This is a genomic window from Methylobacterium longum (assembly GCF_022179385.1).
Lineage (GTDB): Bacteria > Pseudomonadota > Alphaproteobacteria > Rhizobiales > Beijerinckiaceae > Methylobacterium > Methylobacterium longum.
In genome coordinates, this window is the sequence record NZ_BPQS01000075.1 from 1 (window position 1) to 18,736 (window position 18,736).

At 71.6% G+C, this 18,736-nt stretch carries 17 protein-coding genes; 10 read left to right on the forward strand and 7 right to left on the reverse strand.

What is annotated here, in order from left to right:
- Window positions 1-258: 258 nt before the first annotated feature.
- Together MFF58_RS29795 and MFF58_RS29800 are read left to right on the forward strand one after the other, a co-directional pair.
- Window positions 259-1,395, forward strand: a complete 1,137-nt coding sequence (locus MFF58_RS29795; RefSeq protein WP_238293674.1) for a branched-chain amino acid ABC transporter substrate-binding protein — start codon at window positions 259-261, stop codon at window positions 1,393-1,395.
- 131 nt (window positions 1,396-1,526) lie between these two features.
- Window positions 1,527-1,730 (forward strand): hypothetical protein, encoded by a 204-nt coding sequence (locus tag MFF58_RS29800; protein ID WP_238293676.1) that lies wholly within the window; start codon window positions 1,527-1,529, stop codon window positions 1,728-1,730.
- Between the two features lie 34 nt (window positions 1,731-1,764).
- Here the strand turns inward: MFF58_RS29800 and MFF58_RS29805 are convergent, their stop codons facing one another.
- Window positions 1,765-2,331 carry a tyrosine phosphatase family protein gene (locus MFF58_RS29805; protein ID WP_238293678.1) on the reverse strand — a complete coding sequence of 189 codons (567 nt, stop codon included), beginning with the start codon at window positions 2,329-2,331 and terminating at the stop codon, window positions 1,765-1,767.
- Between the two features lie 141 nt (window positions 2,332-2,472).
- On the opposite strand from MFF58_RS29805, the gene MFF58_RS29810 reads away from it, so the two are divergent.
- Together MFF58_RS29810 and MFF58_RS29815 are read left to right on the forward strand one after the other, a co-directional pair.
- Window positions 2,473-3,606, forward strand: coding sequence for a TRAP transporter substrate-binding protein (locus MFF58_RS29810; protein WP_238293680.1), 1,134 nt, complete (start codon window positions 2,473-2,475; stop codon window positions 3,604-3,606).
- Between the two features lie 26 nt (window positions 3,607-3,632).
- Window positions 3,633-5,039 carry a phosphatase PAP2 family protein gene (locus tag MFF58_RS29815; RefSeq protein ID WP_238293682.1) on the forward strand — a complete coding sequence of 469 codons (1,407 nt, stop codon included), beginning with the start codon at window positions 3,633-3,635 and terminating at the stop codon, window positions 5,037-5,039.
- Between the two features lie 13 nt (window positions 5,040-5,052).
- On the opposite strand, the gene MFF58_RS29820 is transcribed toward MFF58_RS29815, so the two are convergent.
- Window positions 5,053-5,430: a PH domain-containing protein gene (locus tag MFF58_RS29820; protein ID WP_238293684.1), complete on the reverse strand. Its 378-nt coding sequence runs from the start codon at window positions 5,428-5,430 to the stop codon at window positions 5,053-5,055.
- Between the two features lie 503 nt (window positions 5,431-5,933).
- Here MFF58_RS29820 and MFF58_RS29825 point away from each other — a divergent pair.
- Entirely contained in the window at window positions 5,934-7,322 is a 1,389-nt protein-coding gene (locus MFF58_RS29825) for a deoxyribodipyrimidine photo-lyase (protein ID WP_238293686.1), read from the forward strand.
- Window positions 7,323-7,478: 156 nt separating this feature from the next.
- Here MFF58_RS29825 and MFF58_RS29830 read toward each other — a convergent pair whose 3' ends face one another.
- Window positions 7,479-8,456, reverse strand: coding sequence for a helix-turn-helix domain-containing protein (locus MFF58_RS29830; RefSeq protein ID WP_279602604.1), 978 nt, complete (start codon window positions 8,454-8,456; stop codon window positions 7,479-7,481).
- A gap of 174 nt (window positions 8,457-8,630) precedes the next feature.
- Between MFF58_RS29830 and MFF58_RS29835 the strand changes: the two genes are divergently transcribed.
- The 3 genes from MFF58_RS29835 (at window position 8,631) to MFF58_RS29845 (ending at window position 11,163) form a co-directional block, all read left to right on the forward strand.
- Window positions 8,631-10,004, forward strand: coding sequence for a chloride channel protein (locus MFF58_RS29835; RefSeq protein ID WP_238293704.1), 1,374 nt, complete (start codon window positions 8,631-8,633; stop codon window positions 10,002-10,004).
- Between the two features lie 114 nt (window positions 10,005-10,118).
- Window positions 10,119-10,298 (forward strand): DUF1328 domain-containing protein, encoded by a 180-nt coding sequence (locus MFF58_RS29840; RefSeq protein ID WP_007566531.1) that lies wholly within the window; start codon window positions 10,119-10,121, stop codon window positions 10,296-10,298.
- 10 nt (window positions 10,299-10,308) lie between these two features.
- Complete coding sequence (locus MFF58_RS29845; RefSeq protein WP_238293691.1) at window positions 10,309-11,163, forward strand: SDR family oxidoreductase; 855 nt, start codon at window positions 10,309-10,311, stop codon at window positions 11,161-11,163.
- Window positions 11,164-11,447: 284 nt separating this feature from the next.
- Here MFF58_RS29845 and MFF58_RS29850 read toward each other — a convergent pair whose 3' ends face one another.
- Window positions 11,448-12,407: a cation diffusion facilitator family transporter gene (locus MFF58_RS29850; RefSeq protein WP_238293693.1), complete on the reverse strand. Its 960-nt coding sequence runs from the start codon at window positions 12,405-12,407 to the stop codon at window positions 11,448-11,450.
- A gap of 167 nt (window positions 12,408-12,574) precedes the next feature.
- Between MFF58_RS29850 and MFF58_RS29855 the strand changes: the two genes are divergently transcribed.
- On the forward strand, window positions 12,575-13,012 hold the full coding sequence (locus MFF58_RS29855; RefSeq protein WP_238293695.1) for an HIT family protein: 438 nt from the start codon (window positions 12,575-12,577) through the stop codon (window positions 13,010-13,012).
- A gap of 3 nt (window positions 13,013-13,015) precedes the next feature.
- Here MFF58_RS29855 and MFF58_RS29860 read toward each other — a convergent pair whose 3' ends face one another.
- The 3 genes from MFF58_RS29860 to MFF58_RS29870 all read right to left on the reverse strand — a co-directional run bounded on the left by MFF58_RS29860 (window position 13,016) and on the right by MFF58_RS29870 (window position 16,133).
- A complete protein-coding gene (locus MFF58_RS29860; RefSeq protein WP_238293697.1) occupies window positions 13,016-13,423 on the reverse strand; it encodes a PilZ domain-containing protein in 408 nt (135 codons plus the stop codon).
- Between the two features lie 275 nt (window positions 13,424-13,698).
- Entirely contained in the window at window positions 13,699-13,929 is a 231-nt protein-coding gene (locus MFF58_RS29865; RefSeq protein ID WP_238293699.1) for a hypothetical protein, read from the reverse strand.
- Between the two features lie 116 nt (window positions 13,930-14,045).
- The gene (locus MFF58_RS29870; protein WP_238293702.1) at window positions 14,046-16,133 is read right to left on the reverse strand and encodes an NAD(+) synthase; all 2,088 of its coding nucleotides are present in this window, start codon (window positions 16,131-16,133) and stop codon (window positions 14,046-14,048) included.
- 529 nt (window positions 16,134-16,662) lie between these two features.
- Between MFF58_RS29870 and MFF58_RS29875 the strand changes: the two genes are divergently transcribed.
- The coding region (locus MFF58_RS29875; RefSeq protein ID WP_283206486.1) for a DNA translocase FtsK at window positions 16,663-18,736 on the forward strand (2,074 nt) is incomplete at its 3' end.

Sequence of the window (18,736 nt, forward strand, 5' to 3'; positions counted from 1 at the left end):
CCTCGTCTACGTCTCCAACGCCCCCTTCACCGAAGTCTCCAAGGTGCTCGCCGCCTTCAACGGCGTCACAGGACCCCTCGCCTCCGCGGCAACCGCGTACGCCTACGCGAAGTGACGACGGGACGGCGCCGGGATCGACCGCGGAAAAAAATCGCGTTTCGCCCCGTCCTCGCGTATGGGCGTTGTGTGCGGTGCGGACCTGCGGCTACGGAGCCGCACCCCGTGGCCGCAGCGCGTTAGGATGCCTAGAAGAGCCCGATGAAGATCGGACGCGTCGTCCCCGCAGCCTGGCCGTTCCGGCCCGCGCTGGTTTCCTTAAGCCTGTGCATCGCGCTCCTGTCGGCAGGGCCGGCGGCGGCCGACCTGATGATCGGCGTGGCTGTGCCGCGCTCCGGCCCCTACGTCGCCGTGGGCGAACAGGTGCTTCGCGGGGTCGAGGCCGCGGCCCGGGACGCCAACGCCATGGGCGGCCTCGACGGGCAGCCCGTGACCCTCGATGTCCAGGACGACGCCTGCGATTCCAACACCGCGACCGCGGTGGCCAACCATTTCGTGCGTTCCGGCGTCCGCCTCGTCGTGGGCCATGTCTGCTCGAACGCCTCGATCGCCGCCTCCGACATCTACGCGCAGAACGGCGTGGTGATGATCACCGCGGCGTCGGTGGCGGCCCGGCTCACCGACCGCGGCTTGCCGACCGTGTTCCGCGTCTGCGGGCGCGACGACGATCAGGCCCGGCTGTCGGCCGCCGTGCTGGCCGAGCGGTTCCGCGACCGCAAGATCGCGCTGCTCCAGGATCAGACCCCCGCCGCCCGGGCGCTCGCCGCCGCCACCAAGGACAACCTCAACCGCATCGGCGTCAACGAGGCGCTGTCGCTGTCCTTCTCGCCGAGCGACGCGGATGACGCCGCCCTGGTCGACCGTCTCAAGGGCGCGGGGATCGACGTGGTCTATTACGGCGGCGACGCCGCCGAGATGGGCCGGCTCGTCCGGATCGCGGCGGACCGGGGCTTCCGGCCGCAATGGTTCGGCACCTCCTCCATCGCCACGCCGGACTTCGCCAAGGTCGCCGGACCGGCGAGCAACGGCGTGCTGATGACCTTCTACCTCGACCCGAGCCGGCAGCCCGCCGCCGCGAACGTGGTGAAGACCTTCAAGGCCGAGGGCATCGATCCCACCGGCTCGACGATCTACGGCTACGCGGCAATGCAGGCCCTGGTCGCGGCCGGCAACTTCGCCCATTCCACCGAGCCGCGCGCGATCGCGCAGGCGCTCCACGCCGAGCGGTTCGACCTCGTGCTCGGCACCGTCGGCTTCGACGCCAAGGGCGATGTCACGGCGCAGGGCTACGTGCTCTACGTGTGGAAGGACGGGAGCTTCACGCCCGCGGGCAAGTGACGAGCCGCGGGCTTCGCCGGGGCGAGCCGTGGGGGTCCGGTGCGATCGGGCTGGACGGTTGTGCGCCGACCGCGCCATGAGGGCGGGGTTAGGGCGATGGGCCGGACGATCGGGCTGCAGGAGATGGAACGATGAAGAGCGTGTTCGCGATCGCCACCGTACTGGCGCTGCTCAGCGCCGTACCCGCCTCCGCCATGAGCTGCTGCCGCGGCAAGGGCAAGGCTGGGATGATGTGCGGCAAGGCCGGCATGGCGATGAACCACGCCAAGGCCGGCAAGGCCGGCGGCTGCTGCTGTGACGGCATGGGCGGCGCCAATATGAGCAGGCGCACCTGAGCCGCGACGGTCAGGTCGACCGGCGGCCTGCCCGTCACCGCTCCGCCGCCTCCACCTCCGCTCCGCGCCCGAGCCCGCGCAGCAGTTCGGCGAGGTGCGGCCGCACCCGCAGCTGCAGCGCGTGGAGCTGCCGCACCGCCTCGCTGAGCCGCCCCTGCCGGCCGAGCATCCCGTCCGCGAAGCTGATCATCCGGGCGTTCGGCCAGGCGGGCTCGCGCAGGGCGTGGAGGCGCGCCACCAGGGCCTCAGCCGGGACCTCCGGCTCGGCCTGCGCGAGCAGCATCAGCAGCGCCGCCGTGGAGCGCGACAGGCCGTAATGGCAATGGACCAGGAGGTGGCCGGCGCCGTCGAGGTCGCGGCCGAAGGCGAGGATCGCCGCCACGTGCCCGGGCTCGGGCGGCACGAGGCCGTCCCCGGGCCCGAGGCAATCGTGGAAGTGGAGCGTCGTGCGCGCGTGGGCGCCGTAGGCCGCGAAGGCCTCGGGCTCCGGCGTGCCGGGATCGAGCAGCGACAGGACGTGGCTGACGCCGCGCGCCCCGTGGCCGGACAGCTCCTCCAGGCCGCAGACGGTGTGCAGGGTGACGGAGGGCTCGGATCGCATCCGGGGCGCCTAGCACGGGCCCGGGCGCGTTGCGACCCGCGACGGAACTGCCCGCGCCGTCCGCGGCTTTCGAGAACCGGCGCGGACATGCTACCTGCGGCCCCGATCCCGCGCCGGACGGATCGGACACGCTCGGACGAGATGCCGTTGGACGAGACACATATCGCGCTGCTCCCCCTGACCGGGCCGCGGCGCCGGACCGTGCTGGCGGCCGGCCTCGGCGCGGCGGTCGCCGGGCCGCTCGCCGCCCCGGCCCGCGCGGAGGGCGCCCCCGAGCTGCGCTGGCGCCTGTCGTCGGCCTACGCCAAGACCCTCGACATCCTGTTCGGCGCCCCGGAGGCCCTCAGCCGGATCGTCGCCGAGGCCACCGACGGCCGCTTCCAGATCCAGGTGCAGGGCCCCGGTGAGCCCGTTCCGGGGGAGGGCCTGCTGGACGCGGTCGCGGCCGGCACCGTCGAGATGGGCCACGGGCCCGCCACCCTCGGCATGGCCAAGGACCCGACCTTCGCGCTCGCCACCGCGATCCCGTTCGGCCTCAACGCGCGCGGCGCCGCCGCATGGTGGCACGCGGGGGGCGCCGCCGAGCTGTTCGCCGAGGTCTTCGCCAAGGCGGGCCTCGTCTGCCTGCCGGGCGGCAACACCGGGGCGCAGATGGGCGGCTGGTTCCGGCGCGAGATCAAGAGCCTCGCCGACCTGCAGGGCCTGAAGTTCCGCATCGGCGGCATGGGCGGGCAGGTGCTGACCAAGTTCGGCGTCCAGCCGCAGGCGGTGCCGGGCCCCGAGATCTACGCGGGGCTGGAGAGCAAGAAGCTCGACGCCGCCGAGTGGATCGGCCCCTACGACGACGAGCGGCTCGGCCTGCAGAAGGTCGCGCCGGTCTACCACTATCCCGGGTTCTGGGAGGGCGGCGCGATGCTGCACTTCTGGTTCAACGCCGAGAAGTGGAAGGCGCTGCCGAAATCCTATCAGGCGATCCTGCGGGCCGCCGCCGCGCAGGTGGGCGCGGAGGTGCAGGCCAAGTACGATGCCCGCAACCCGCAGGCCCTGCGCCGCCTGGTCGCCGGCGGCGCGCAGCTGCGTCCCTTCCCCCAGGAGGTGATGGAGGCCGCCCTCAAGAACGCCAACGACGTCTACGGCGAGATCGCCGCCAAGAACGCGGATTTCCGCCGCGCCTACGAGGCGATGCGCACCTTCCGGAACGAGGAGTACCTCTGGTTCCAGGTGGCGGAATACACCTACGACAACTTCATGATCCGGGCCCGGGCGCGGGGATAGCCCGGGCCGGAAACGAGGAGGGGCGCATGAACGGGACCGTGAGAATCGGGCTGGTGCTGCTTGGGGCCGCTATGCCCCTCCCGGCGCTGGCGCAATCGCCCGCCAACCTGACGGCCCTGCGCGGGCTGGTCCCGGTGGCGCGGCTGCAGCTTTCGCCGGAGGGCCGGGCGGCGCTGGACGCGAACCTGCGGGTCACCGGCGACATCCAGACCGGCGACCTCGCGCAGCCGGTCCTGCTCCCCTTCCCCGAGCAGCAGCAGCTCGCCCTGCGGGACTGCTTCATCACCGACGGCAACGCCGCCAACCTCGCCGACGGCCTCGGCACCACGCTCGCCCAGGCCTACCAGGCCAAGGCGACCTACAGCGACTACAAGACCTTCACCAGCATCGCGCCGGCGGTCGCCAACCTGATCGGCTACACCAACAACGTGACGAAGGCGGATTCGAACTCCGGCAAGTACTTCTTCGCCAACGCCACCACCAACGGCCAGACCCCGGTCTCCACCGACGCCGCGGCGATCCTGGCGGACGGCGCCGTGACCGACGCGTTCGGGAAGGCCTATGATCGCCCCGCCGGCAGCCCCGGCGCCGACCGCTACGGCAATTCACGACCGTTCCAGACCCTGCCGCGCCTGCGCGCCTACCGGGGCAAGGATTATTTCGGCGACCCGTCCCACAGCCTCGACTGGCTGCGCGGCCCCTCGCAGAACCTCGTCGACAGCCCGTCCTATCCGAGCGGACACACCACCTACGGCTACACCGAGTCCATGCTGCTCGCGCTCCTGGTGCCGGAGCGCTACCAGCAGATGGTCGCCCGCGCGGCCGAGTACGGCAACGACCGGATCATCGTCGGGGCGCACTACGCCATGGATGTGCTCGGCGGGCGGGCGACCTCGCTGCACGCGCTCGCCCACCTGCTGGCCAACGATCCGGCCTATGTCGGCCAGATCCGGAAGAACCCGGCCGTGCTCGACAAGGCTACGGCGGAGGCCGACAGGACGGTGAGCGTGACCGATTACCGGGCGGTCCTGACGGAGGCCCGCGCGGCGATGACCGCGGCGCTGAAGGCGGGCTGCGGCGACGCGGTGGCGGCCTGCGCCGCGCAGGATACGGGCCGGTTTAAGGACCCGGCCGCCAACGCGGCCTTCTACGCGGCCACCCAAACCTACGGTCTGCCGGTGGTGCATCCGGAGACCGCCGGCCGCCGGGAGGACGTGGGCAAGGTCGCGCCGGAGGCCGGCCACCTGCTCACCGCGGCCTTCCCGGCGCTGACGCTGGACGAGGCCAACGCCATCCTCACCGAGACCCAGGGACCGGGCGGCGGCTTCCTCGACGACGGCTCGGAATTCGGGGTCTATTCCCGGATCGACCTCTACGCCGCCGGCGGCAAGGCCGCGGCGCTGGCGGCGAGCCGGGGCGGCGCGACGCGCTGAGGCCGCGGAGGTCTCAGCCCAGCGCGCCCTCCGCCAGGGCGCGCTGGATGCCGGGGACATCCGTGCCCTTCCCGAGGGTGCGCTCGATCGGCTGCGGCATGCCCGAGACCCAGATCTTGAGCTCGGCGTCGAGGTCGAACGTGCCCGCCGTCTCCACCGAGAAGCGGACGATCGCCCGGTAGGGAACGGACAGGAACTCGACCTTGCTGCCGGTGACGCCCTGCACGTTGATCAGGATCACGCGGCGCTCCGTGAAGACGAAGACGTCCCGGATGATCCGGAAGGCGAGGCGCGCCGTCTCGCCGTCGATCAGGATCCCGTCGAGTCTGCGCGCGAGGGTCGCCGCATCGACCGCGGTGCCGTGCCCCAGCAATCCGTCCAGCAGGCCCATGACCCGACACTCCTCCGCCCGATGGCAGGATGCCGCCGGGGTGCCGGCCCGGCAACCGCGGGTCGGCAAAGAAAAAAGGCCACTCCCGAAGGAGCGGCCCGAAGTCTAGGGAGGAAACGCCCAAGAAGGGCTGCGGGAGGACGACGCCATCGCCATCCCGCGCTGCACAATCTGCGCTCGCGGAGGAAAATTGCAAGGGCACCAGGACAGCAGGGCTGTCCTTTTGTGCGCCCGCACACGCGTCCGCGACCGCGTGTGTCGAAAATGTCGCAGCGCCCCCGGGGCCGATGAACTCTGATCGGCGCAGCCACGGCCGCGTCGCCCGTCGCGTAAGTCCCTGATGAGGGAAGGTTTTGTCGAGGTGATCCGCGCCGCGGGGCCGCGGATCGATTGCGTCCCTGCGCCCCGCCCCCGCGGAGGGACGAACTCATCGTCCGCTCTAGCTCATCCGCCAAGTCTCCGAAGTCTCCAGCGCGCTGCGCGAAGCAAGGATCAGGGTGAGCATGGCGATCCAGGGTGAGCGGATCCGGGTCCTCAACGACGTCGAGCCCCGCGCGGACGGGGCTTACGTCCTCTACCTGCTGCAGCAGGCCAACCGGGCGACGTTCAACCCGGCGCTGGAATTCGCCATCGCGGAGGCGAACCGCCTGGACCTGCCGGTGGTCGCCTGCTTCGGCCTGCTCGACGGCGCCAGCGGCTTCCCCGAGGCCAATGCGCGGCACTACGCCTTCCTGCTCCAGGGGCTCGCGGACGCGAAGGCGGGCCTGGAGAAGCGGGGCGTCGGTTTCGTCATGCGCAAGGCCTCGCCCGCCCGGGTCGCCATCGACCTCGCCGCGGATGCGGCGCTCCTCGTGCTCGACCGCGGCTACCTCGCCATCCAGAAGGGATGGTACCGGGAGATCGCCGCGGCCGTGGAGACCCGGATCGTCCAGGTCGAGGGCGACGTGGTGGTGCCGGTGGAGACGGCGTCGGGTAAGCATGAATTCGCCGCCCGGACCCTGCGGCCGAAGCTGAACCGCCTCTGGGATCCGTTCATCGCCGCCCTGGCGCCGCGCAAGCCGAAGCGCGCGGCCGGCGCGCTCGAGCTGAAGAGTGCGATCGACGTCTCCGATCCGGAGGCGGTACTGGCCGGGATGACGCTGGACCGGGTGGTCGGGCCGGTGAAGCGGTTTGTCGGCGGCGAGACGCAGGCCCGCCAGCGCCTGGCGGCATTCCTGAAGGACGGGTTCTCGGGCTACGGGGCCGGGCGCAACATGCCGGAGGCGGCCGCGGCCTCGCACATGAGCCCCTACCTGCATTTCGGGCAGATCTCGCCGGTGGAGATCGCGCAGGCCATCCGCGCGGCCAAGGTCGGCGATGACGACGACCGCGGCGCCTACCTGGAGGAACTGATCGTCCGGCGCGAGCTCGCCATGAACCACGTCTTCTACGCCGAGGGCTACGACGACTACGACAGGGCCGTCCCCGAATGGGCGCGCAAGACCCTCGCCGAGCACGCAAAGGACGAGCGCCCCCATGCCTACTCGGAGGAGCAACTCGCGGCCGGCGAGACCCACGACCGCTACTGGAACGCGGCGATGCGCGAGATGCGCGAGACCGGCTACATGCACAACCAGCTGCGGATGTACTGGGGCAAGAAGATTCTCGAATGGTCGCCTTCGCCCCAGGAAGGGTTCGCCCGGACGCTCCGCCTCAACAACCGCTATTTCCTCGACGGGCGCGACCCGAACTCCTTCACCAACGTCGCCTGGGTGTACGGCCTGCACGACCGCCCCTGGCAGAACCGCCCGGTCTTCGGCACGGTCCGTTATCAGAGCGAGAACTCCCTGAAGAAGTTCGACGCCAAGTCGTATGTGCGCGCGGTGGAGGACCTGTGCGCCGCCGAGCGGTGAGGGCCGCCGGCGACAGACCCGTCGGCGAACCCGGCGGACGCCGGATGGCGCGGCATCCGCCGTCGCTACACCCGTGCCGGGCTTTGCCCGCCCAGGCCGTCGCCTCTTCCCTCCGGGGCCGCGGGAGCGGCGGGCGATCCGGCGCGTGCCGGCCCTTCACAGCATGGCTGCGGTGGCCCGGGCCAGGGCGGTGTGGCGATACTGGCGCGGGCTGACGGCGTAGCGGTTGCGGAAACGGCGGGAGAAATGGGCTTGGTCGACGAAGCCGCAGCGGTAGGCCACTTCGCCCACCTGCAGATGGAGATAGGCCGGATCGGACAGGCGCTGGGCGGCCTTCTCGAGCCGCAACTGCCAGATCCAGGCCGCAAGGTTGCGCCCGTCGTCGCGGAACAGTTCCTGTAAACGGCGCAGGGAAACGCCCACCGCGGCCGCGACCCGCGACGGGTTGAGGTCGGGATCGCCGAGATTCGCCGCCGCGTAGGCCTTCGCCCGCTGGAGGGTCAGGGTGCCCTGCAGGGCCTTGGGTGCCTCCATCGCCATCCGCTCGGCGAGGCTGGCGATGATGAGGTCGATCCCCGCCGAGATCATGCGCTCCGCCGAGTCCGGCGTCAGCCGGTCGCCCGCGCGCAGCAGATTCCCCAGGAACGAGCGGGTCAGCGTCGTGGTCGGCAGGTTGCCGCCCACGGTCAGCCCGGCGAAGCGGCGCGCCGATCCCAGCATGGCCTCGAGCCGGACCCGGGGGATCTGAACGGCCAGAACCTCGCTGTATCCGCCGTGCTCGATCGTCCAGGGCGTATTCGTGTCCCGTATTGAGAAATCTCCGGCAATATCCTTCCCACAATATTCGTTTTGCTCAGCCTTTACGGTGCCGGAGAGCACTATACTCAAGAAAAGATAATCAGATTTATTGTTTTCATGTCGAAGCATCGGGCGCGTGGTCGCGGCTCTGAGATTGCTCAAAGAAAATCGCGTGAACACCAGGCATCCGATTTCCCTGCCTTCTATCGTCGCGTGGAACGGCGCGTCGCCCAGGCAGTTCTGCGCCATCGGAACGAGGCGATCTTCGCAGAGATCCCGCCACTGGCGGAATCGGTCCTCCGGTCGGATTCCATCGGTCGAGAAGATAGTCTGCATCGCCGCGGCGCTATGGACCTGATTGATCTGGTCCGCAACTGCGCCGTTGCTTTCGCGCCGCGCCTCCGCGTAATCGGCGGAGGCCGGGACGCGCTTTTTAAGCGGTGCCGGGGGTCAATCTTTGCCGGTTGCGGTATAGCGGCTGCTTCGGCAGCGCGGGTGCAGTGCTCTACCATGGTCGAGATGCGGGACGACGCGCTGGAGACGATCGAGGCCCCGAAGCGCTCCCGCTACCGCCGCTCGATCCTGCGCCTGCGCTCGGCCTCGATGGGGGCCTACCCCCTCTGGCGCAGCCGGCTGCTGTTCCTGGCCGGCGGCATCGGCGTAGGCCTCGCCGCCGTGCTCATGGCCAAGGGCGCCGACCTCGCGCAGGACGGGTTCCGGCGGCTCACCGCGCCCTCGCCGCTGATCGCCCTGGTGCTGACGCCCGCGGGCTTCGCGCTGGCGGCTCTGCTCGCCCGCACGGTGTTCCCGAACTCGCAAGGGTCCGGCATCCCGCAGGTGATCGCCGCCCGGCACGCCCGGGACGCGGACTTCCGTTTCTCCCTCATCTCCCCCCGGGTGGCGCTCGGCAAGGTGCTGGTCCTGTTCCTTGGCCTCCTCTCCGGGGCCTCGGCGGGTCGTGAGGGACCGACCGTGCAGGTCGGCGCGGCGATCATGGCGGCCTTCGGGCGCCTGACCCCGGACCGGCTGCCGGGCCTGCTGCTCGCCGGCGGCGCGGCCGGCGTCGCCGCGGCGTTCAACACGCCGCTCGCCGGCATCGTGTTCGGCATCGAGGAACTGGGCCGGGCCTACGAGGCGCGCTCCTCCGGCCTGATCGTGGCCGGGATCGTGGCGGCGGGCCTGACCTCCCTCGGGCTGCTCGGCAACTATACCTATTTCGGCACCACCCAGGCCGACCTGCCGCTGGCGGCGAGCTGGATCGTGCCGCTGATCGCCGTCGCGGGCGGCCTCGCGGGCGGCCTGTTCAGCCGCGTGGTGATCCTGTTCGCCCGCGGCCTGCCCGGAACGTCCGGCCGCCTGATCAAGACCCGGCCCGTGGCCTTCGCGGCGGCCTGCGGCCTGTGCGTCGCCCTGTGCGGCCTCGCCTCCGGGGGCGGCGCCTACGGCACCGGCTACGAGGAGGCCCGGGCCATCCTCCACGGCGACGCCGCGGCGGGCTTGGCCTACGCGCCCCTGAAATTCGCCGCCACCGTGCTCAGCTCGATCAGCGGCATCCCGGGCGGCCTGTTCGCGCCGTCGCTGGCGGTGGGGGCCGGCCTCGGCGGCGCGATCCACGGCGTCCTGCCGGACATGCCGGTGGGCGCCCTCGTGCTCATGGGGATGGTGGCCTACCTGACGGGCGTGCTCCAGGCGCCGATCACCAGCTTCGTCATCGTCACCGAGATGACCCAGAACCACACGATGGTGATCCCGCTGATGGTGGCCGCGCTCCTGGCGGATGCCGCCTCCAAGGCGGTCTGCCGGGGCGGCCTCTACCACACGCTGGCGGAGATCATGCTGGAGCGCGCGGACGCGCCGGCGCAGGCGGTGACGAAGACCGGCTGAGGCGCCCTGAGAATAAAAGCGGCCCGAGGGGAAACCCCCGCGGAACGGTCGCGCTTGGCGGCGGTTGAGGCAGCGAACATCGGCCCTGTCACGGGGCCCCTCCGGAGTGACGCCATGACCCTTCTCAAGTGGGCCCTCATCTGCTTCGTGATCTCGCTGATCGCCGGCGGCCTCGGTTTCACCGGCATCGCCTCGGGCGCCGGCTCGCTGGCGCGGATCCTGTTCGGCCTGTTCCTGCTGGTCGCCATCGTGATCGTCGTGATCGCCTTCGCGGTCGGACAGGCGGTGTTCTGAGGCCGCCGGGATGCGCGACAAGGTCTGCCTCGTCACCGGGGCGACCAGCGGCATCGGCTACGAGACCGCCCTTGGGCTCGCGCGCCGCGGCGCGCGGGTCGTCATCGTGGGGCGTGATGCCGCCAGGACGCAGGCCTGCGCGGGGATGATGCGGGACGCTGCCTCCGGCGCGCGCGTGGATGCGCATGTCGCCGACCTGTCGGCGCAGGCCGAAATCCGCAGGCTCGCCGGGACGTTGCGCGATGCCTACCCGCGCCTCGACGTGCTGGTGAACAACGCCGGCGCGATCTTCGACCGGCGCACCCTCACCGTGGATGGCATCGAGCGCACCTGGGCTCTGGACCACCTGGGCTACGTGCTCCTGACCCTCGAACTCCTCGACACCCTGAAGGCCGCGGCGGCAGCCGGCGCCGAGCCGCGCATCGTCAACGTCGCCTCCGCGGCCCATTACCGGGGGCACATCGACTTCGACGACATCGGGGGCGCCCGGCACTACGGCGCGATGCGGGCCTACGCGCAGGCCAAGCTCGGCAACGTCCTGTTCACCTACGCGCTGGCCCGGCGGCTGCGCGACAGCGGCATCGCGGTGAATGCCCTGCATCCGGGCGTGATCAACACGGGCTTTGCCAAGAACACCGGCGGCCTGTTCGGCACCGCGTGGTCGCTGATACGGCCGTTCCTGACCACCCCCGAGAAGGGGGCCCGGACGTCCCTCCACGTGGCGAGCGCCCCGGAGCTCGACGGCGTCACCGGCCGCTACTTCTCGCATTCCCGGCCGAAGACCTCCTCGTCCGAGAGCCGCAACGAGGCGGTGCAGGAGCGGGTCTGGGCGCTGAGCCTCGAGCAGGTGGGCCGGAGCGCCTGAGCGGCCGGATCGCGGCTCAGGCGCGGGCCCCGATCCCGTCCGCGGGTGCCGAAGGCCGCGACCACCAGTTGGACCATGGCGGCTCTGTCCGGAGCAGCCTCGATCCCGGCCACCGGGGACGCGCCGTAGGGATCCTGATCCTCCGCACGGCGGCCGTGAGGTGCGACGCTTCACTGCGAAGGGCGGCAGGCTGGTCCTCCGCGTTGATCCGCATTGTCCGGACGCAACCGGAGGACGGCCAAACGCCGTTCGGGCCGGCCGTCCGGCAGGATCGGCACACCCCCTCAGGCCGCCGCCCGTACCCCGTGATCCCCCTGCTGCTGGATCTCGATGAACACCCGCTTGACGTCCGTGTTGCGCTCCTTCAGCGCCCGGTCGAGACGCGTCACCAAGCTCTCGACGTCGCCCGCGCTCAGGTCGTCGGCCATGTCGATGCTGAGGTTGACCAGGATGTCGGCGGGGCCGAGGTGCTGGGTGAGCACCTCGTTGACGTGGAGCACGCCCGGTTCGGCGCGCGCCAGCTCCGAGATCGCCGCCACGATCTCGGGGTCGGCCGCCTCGCCGATCAGCAGGCCGTGGGTCTCGACCATCAGGAACCCGGCCATCCCGATCAGGACGAGGCCGATCCCCACCGAGGCCCAGCCGTCGAGGCTCGGCATCTCGAGGACATGGCTCAGCGCGACGCCCGCCAGCGCGATCAGCAGGCCGATCAGCGCGGCCGTGTCCTCGGCGAGAACGGTGAACAGGGTCGGGTCCTTGCTGCGCCGGATCGCCCGCAGCGCCGAGTGTCGGCCCTTCTCGGCCCAGAACTGCCGCATCGCCACGAAGAACGATATGCCCTCGGCCACGATGGCGAAGCCCAGGATCGCGACGTTCACCCAGATGCCCGGCAGCCGGTAGCCGAGGAACTCGGCGTCCACGTCCGGCTCGGGATGCCGGATCCGCTCCACGCCCTCGTAGACCGCGAAGACGCCGCCGCCGAGGAAGATCATCAGGGCGACCACGAAGGCGTAGAAGTAGATCTCGCGCCCGTAGCCGAAGGGGTGGCGCGCGTCGGCGGGCCGCTCGGCCCGCTTCATCCCGACGAGCAGCAGCACCTGGTTGGCCGTGTCGACCATCGAGTGCACGCCTTCGGCCAGCATCGCGGTGGAGCCCGTCAGCGCCCCGCCCGCGAACTTCGCCGCCGCGATGGCGAGATTCGCGCCTGCCGCCGCGTAGATCGCACCCGTGCTCTCGTGCGCCATCCGGAACTCCCCGACCTCGGTTCTGCATGTGGACGCCCGGCCGGGTGCCGGGACACGCGGACCCAACCGCGGCGGTGCAAGCGTTCCGGTCCGCCGGCGGTTCCCGTGTGGACGCGGCCGGGCGCCCCGTGCAACCTGTCGCGGCTCAGGAAGGACCCGGAAGCAGCATGGCCGACGCCCGCTACGACCCCGACAACATCTTCGCCAAGATCCTGCGGGGCGAGATCCCGTGCCACCGTGTCTACGAGGACGCGCACACGCTGGCCTTCATGGACGTGATGCCCCAGGGCGAGGGCCACACCCTCGTGATTCCGAAGGCGCCCGCCAGAGGCTTGCTCGACGCCGATCCGGCTTCGCTCGCCGCCCTGACTGCCAGCGTCCAACGCGTGGCCCAGGCCGTGAAGACCGCGTTCAAAGCCGACGGATTGACGGTGTTTCAGTTCAACGAGCCGGCCGGCGGGCAGACCGTGTTCCACCTGCATGTCCACGTCGTCCCGCGGCGCGAGGGCGTGCCTCTGAAGCGCCACGAGGGGGGCATGGCCGACAATACGGTATTGGCCGAGCACGCCGCGCGGATCCGCGCCGTCCTCGAAGGACAGGGCTGACTCTCAGGCCGCGCTCGCCGCCTCACCGGTCTGGGCCATGCTGGCGAGCAGCCGGCGCAGGGCGGCGTTTTCGGTCTCAAGCTCACCGATGCGCTTCAGCAGCATGCTCACGGAGGCGTCGGTCGCCGCCGGAGCGGGGGCTGCGGTGGTGGCCCGGGCCTGCTCGTCCGCGAAGGTGACGCCGATGCCATCCTCGCGCCGCCAGCGCAGGGTCGCGCGGAAGGTTCGGTCCTTCTGCGGAATGTACAGGTCGAACGCCTCCGGCAGCGTGGTGGCGTCGCTCATGACCAAGCGCGCGCCAGTGGCGGACATATCGCGCACCAAGCAGTCGAAGCTCGACGAGCCGTTGTTGAACACGATGCGGCCCTTGAGGAAGACCCTCTGGCGCGCCTCTCTGCGATGCTCCGACATTTGGGCGGCTCCGGAATCCCGACGATGCCGGGATTTCTGCACGCCAGCCCTTAAGGAATCTTCGTCGGAATACCGGACTTCATGGCTCCTGCACTGGCGAGTGCGGACGCGAGAGGGGCAGGCCGGTTTTCGCGGTCCCAGCTGCGATCGGACGGCTCCGCGCGTCCGCTGCCGTCGTCGAACGAGCGTGAGCGGCTGGCCTGGCGTCGCTTCCCCGCGGAGGAGGGGCGCCATTCCTGCGCTCCCGACCGACGCGCCGCCGTCAGCCCACCCGGTCAGTCGATGAAGCGCCGGTCCACCGTCTGGAACAGGTAGAAGCCGTTGAAGCGCACCGCGGTGTCGGCGGCCCTGTCGTCGAAGTCGAGGGGCTGCCGGCTCCCGTCGCAGAGCTTGCCGCCGAACGTCCAGCGACCGGCGCCGATGAAGGGCGGGACGGTGCTGGCTTCCGGCACCGCGCAGCAGAGACCTTCCTCGCCCTTGAGCCGGAACAGGTTGTAGCTTCGCATCCGAAGTCCTCCGCCTGGCCGCCCTCGAAGCCGATTCTTCCCAATGCGAGATCTCGCACTGCAAAGAATCGGCTTGACCGTGCTCATAATGGCACAATCGGTCGAGTTTGTGACGGTCAAGTTTCAGGGACGTTTCGGTTCAGCTCCTCGATCCAGATGCGGGCGGACCCGTCGGAGGGCGCGCGCCAGTCGCCCCGCGGCGACAGGGAGCCGCCGGCCGAGACCTTCGGCCCGTTCGGCAGGGCCGAGCGCTTGAACTGGCTGAAGCCGAAATACCGGCCGAGGAAGACACCGAGCCAGCGGCGGATTTCGGGCAGGGCGTAGGCGACCCGCTTGGTCTCGGGGAAGTCCGGCGCCCAGAAGCCCCGCTCCCGGTCGCCCCAGGCGTGGAGCGCCAGGAAGGCGATCTTCGAGGGCCGGAACCCGTAGCGCAGCGTATAGAACAGGTTGAAGTCCTGCAGGGCGTAGGGGCCGATCGTCCCTTCCGTGCTCTGCGGGCTGTCGTCCTGGTCCACCGGCACCAGCTCGGGGGAGATCTCGGTGTCGAGGACCGCCTGGAGGGTGCGGGCCTCGTCCGGCCCGACCTCGCCGTTGCCGATCACCCAGCGGATGAGGTGCTGGATCAGGGTCTTGGGCACGCCGGCATTGACCGCGTAGTGGCTCATCTGGTCGCCGACGCCGTAGGTGCACCAGCCCAGCGCCAGCTCGGAGAGGTCGCCGGTGCCGACCACGATGCCGCCCGCGTGGTTGGCCAGCCGGAACAGGTAGTCGGTGCGCAGGCCCGCCTGCACGTTCTCGAAGGTCACGTCGTAGACCGCCTCGCCCCTGGCGAAGGGGTGGTTCATGTCGGCGAGCATCTGCTTGGCCGCCGGGCGGATGTCGATCTCGGCGGCCGTGCAGCCCAGCGCCTTCATGAGCGCGTGAGCGTTGATCTTGGTGGCGTTCGAGGTGGCGAAGCCCGGCAGCGTGTAGGCCAGGATGTCGGAACGCGGGTAGCCCAGGCGATCGAAGGCCTTGGCGATCACGATCAGCGCGTGGGTCGAATCGAGGCCGCCCGAGACGCCGATGATGGCCTTGCGGGTGCCGGTGGCCTCCAGGCGCTGGGCGAGGCCGACGACCTGGATGTTGTAGGCCTCGTAGCAATCCTGCGCGAGGCGCGCGGGATCGGCCGGCACGAACGGGAAGCGCTCGATCCGCCGGATCAGGCCGAGATCGGCCGCGGGCGGGGCGAGGCGGAACGGGACGCGACGATAGGGGAGGACGTGCCGGCGCGCGTCGTCGTCGAAGCTGCCGGCCTGGAGGCGCTCCTGGGCGATCAGGTCGAGGTCGATGTCGGCGCGCGTCGTCACCGGCCCGTCCGGGAAGCGCTCGCCCTCGGCGAGGCGCACGCCCAACTCGTCGATGCTGGTCTGGCCGTCCCAGGACAGGTCGGTGGTCGACTCGCCCTGGCCGGCCGCCGCGTAGACATACGCGCAGGCACCGCGCATCGAGGCTGCCCGCGACAGGAGCGCCCGCGACTCGGCCCGGCCCACCGTGATCGGGCTGCCCGACAGGTTCGCCAGCACGGTGGCGCCCGCGAGCGCCGCGCGCATGCCGGGGGGCTCCGGCACCCACAGATCCTCGCAGATCTCCACCCCGACCACGAGGCCCGGCAGGTCCTCGGCCGGGAATAGCAGGTCGGTGCCGAAGGGCGCCTCGTGACCGGCCACCCGGATGGTCTCGCCCGCGAGTCCGGCGCCGGAGGCGAAGTGGCGCTTCTCGTAGAATTCCCGGTAGTTCGGCAGGAAGGTCTTCGGCACGACGCCGAGCAGCCGGCCGCCCTGGATCGCGAGGGCACAGTTATAGATGCGGTGGCGCCAGCGCAGCGGCGCGCCGACCAGCAGCAGCGGCCGGAGGGACGCCGACTCGGCGATCACCCGGGCGGCGGCGGCCTCGACCGCGTCCAGCAGGGTCTGCTGGAGCAGCAGATCCTCGATCGCGTAGGCGGACAGGCCGAGTTCCGTGAACACGGCGAGCGCCGCCCCTGATTCGTGGCAGGTCCGGGCGAGGCCGAGCACCACGTCGGCGTTGCGCTCGGGTTCCGCCGGGTGGCTGCGGCCGGTGCAGGCCGCGACCCGGGCGAAGCCGTGTCGATACAGCGACCGGAACTGCGCCGGGCCGGCCGTCCGGGGATCGGCGAGGGAGAGGGAAGGCGGCTGGGTCACGGGCACCTGAACGGCAGAGGAGGCTGTCAGCCTAGGCAAACGCACGCAGGAGCGCCACAGCTTCGTGGGCCCGGGTTTTTTGATCGGCCGCCGGTCCCGGGGGCGGCGCTCCGCGGCATGACCGCGGACTTCGCCCGGGCAGGGCGTGGACGCGGCGTCGGCGGATATCGCAGCGCGGTTCCGCGCCTGCGCGGTCCGCCGCCCATGCGGCGACCCCGACCGCCTGGAACGCCCGCGCGACGTCCGGAACGCTCGCCCGGCGTCCGGGATGACCGAGCACAGTGCAGTGCAGCACACTCCGCCCGGGACCTTATGGTTTCCGCGGAGCGGGGCGGCGGCAAGCCTCCATTAACGACAAATGGCCTAACTGACGGCAGCCGCCGCGCGTCGGCGGATCCCTGTTTCGAGTATCGTTCGAGAACCCATGCGCGCATCGGGACGGCCTCCGTACTCCCACCGTGACCCCGCCCGGCCCGTCCGCGGCGGTGACCGTCCGGGCCTCTCACTCGGAGCCCTGGCGCATCGACTCATGGCGTTCCGCGCGAGCCTCGCCCGGCGCCTGTCAGGCACGCCGGCCGGGCTGCCGGCCCGGCCGGCCTACGGCGTCCCCGGTCGCCGGACCGAGCCGAGTTGGCTGACCACGCCGGCCGCTCTCGTCGGCCGCGAGGGGCCGGAGCGCTCTCCGCGCGCCGCCGGCGCGGCGCAGCCCGGGCACCAGTGGCCGTCCCAGGTCTTCGACGACCGGGCCAGCCTCGACGCGCTCGACGCCTCCTTCGAGAGCCGGATCGACCGCAGCGCCTCCTCGCCGGGCGTGCTCGTGCGCCAGCCGCGCCGGCCCGCCGCCATCGCCCCGGAGGGCGCGCCGCTCGCCGCACCGGTTCCCCCTGCGTCGGCCTCGGCCGTGCGCTGGACCCGCACGCCCGATTCCGTCCTCCAGGAGCGCCGCCAGCGCGCCCTCGACGCCGAGCGCGTCGCCCTGGAGCGGGCCCGCGCCGAGGCACAGGCGGCGAGCCTCGCCCTGGAGACCGAGCGCGCCGCCCGCGAGGAGGCCGAGCGGGCGGCGATGGCCCGCGCGGAGGCCGCGCGCCTCGCGCCACCCGAGACCGTCTTTTCCGAGGCGGCCGATCCGGCCGACGACGCGCTGCCCTTGTGGCGCCAGCCCTTCGTCGCCCCGCCGGGCGTCCGCTACTTCCGCACGCCGGACCGCCGGCCGGTGCGCCCCGCCGTCGAGCTGGCCTCGTCCACGGCCGTGATCGCCCCGGTCGAGCCGCTTCCGGCCGTCGAGGCGCCCGCGCGCGACTGGTCCGATCTTCCGGACTGGTCCGGGGTCCAGCCCTGGTTCGACGGCGGCGACTGGTCATCGGTGGAGGCCTGGGCGGCGCTGGAAACGGCCGCCGAGGCGGCGAAGGCCGAACCGCAGGGGGCGTCCGACGCGCACGTCGCCGCGATGACCCACGACATCGCGCATCTCACCGCACTGCCGCCGCGGCCGGTCTACGTCCTCGACCGGCTGGTGCGGTTCGACCAGCCGCCCCGGCCTTCCGCCGGGCAGGATAACGGCTTGGCGTCCGCCGGCATCCCCGGGGTCGACGAGGCCGCCGCGATCCGGAGCGCGTTCGGGCCGTCCGCGCCGGCGGCGACGGCCCTGTCGCTGGTCTTCGGTCCCGGAAGCGCCCCGGCGGAGCCCCCGGTGGCGCCGTCCGCCGAGACTCCCCGCCGCGCCCCGGTTCTCAGCGCCATGGCGGCCCGGGCGGCGATCCGCGCGGCCGGTCAGCCGACGCTCCCGGTTCAGCCCGAATCCGTCCCGGCTTCGGCGACCGTCGCACCGGTCCCGGAGCGGGGCGAGGCCGAGCGGGTGGTGATCCCGATGACGCCGCGCCCGGTCCTGCTCCGGGGCAAGCTGGCGCCCCAGACCGAGCCCGCCGCGGTCGAGGCCGCGACCGTCGCGGCGGAGATCGCTCCGGTCCAGACGACGGCCGAGACGATTGCCGAGACGACCCCTGAGAGGACCATCGAGACGACCGCCGAGACGATTGCCGCGCCGGTCCCCGTGCCGGCCGCGCTCCCGATGGTCGCGCCGCGGGCGCACCTGATCCCGGCCGGCCGCCACCTCGAGATCGCGTCGATCGAGAACGCCGACTACGAGCTGCCCTCTCTCGAACTGCTCGCCCTGCCGGCACCCGGCGGCAGCGAGGAGGTCGATGCCGACGTGCTGGAGCAGAACGCCCTCAACCTGCAGCAGACGGTCCAGGATTTCGGGGTGCGCGGCGACATCCTGGCGGTGCGGCCGGGCCCGGTCGTCACCCTGTACGAACTCGAGCCGGCCCCCGGCACCAAGTCCAGCCGCGTCATCGGCCTGTCGGACGACATCGCCCGGTCGATGTCGGCGGTCTCGGCCCGCGTCGCGGTCGTGCCCGGCCGCAACGTCATCGGCATCGAACTGCCGAACGACACCCGCGAGACCGTCTACCTGCGCGAGTTGCTGGCATCGGCGGATTTCGCGGAGAGCAAGCACAAGCTGGCCCTGTGCCTGGGCAAGAACATCGGCGGCGAGCCGATCATCGCCGACCTCGCGCGCATGCCGCACCTGCTGGTGGCCGGCA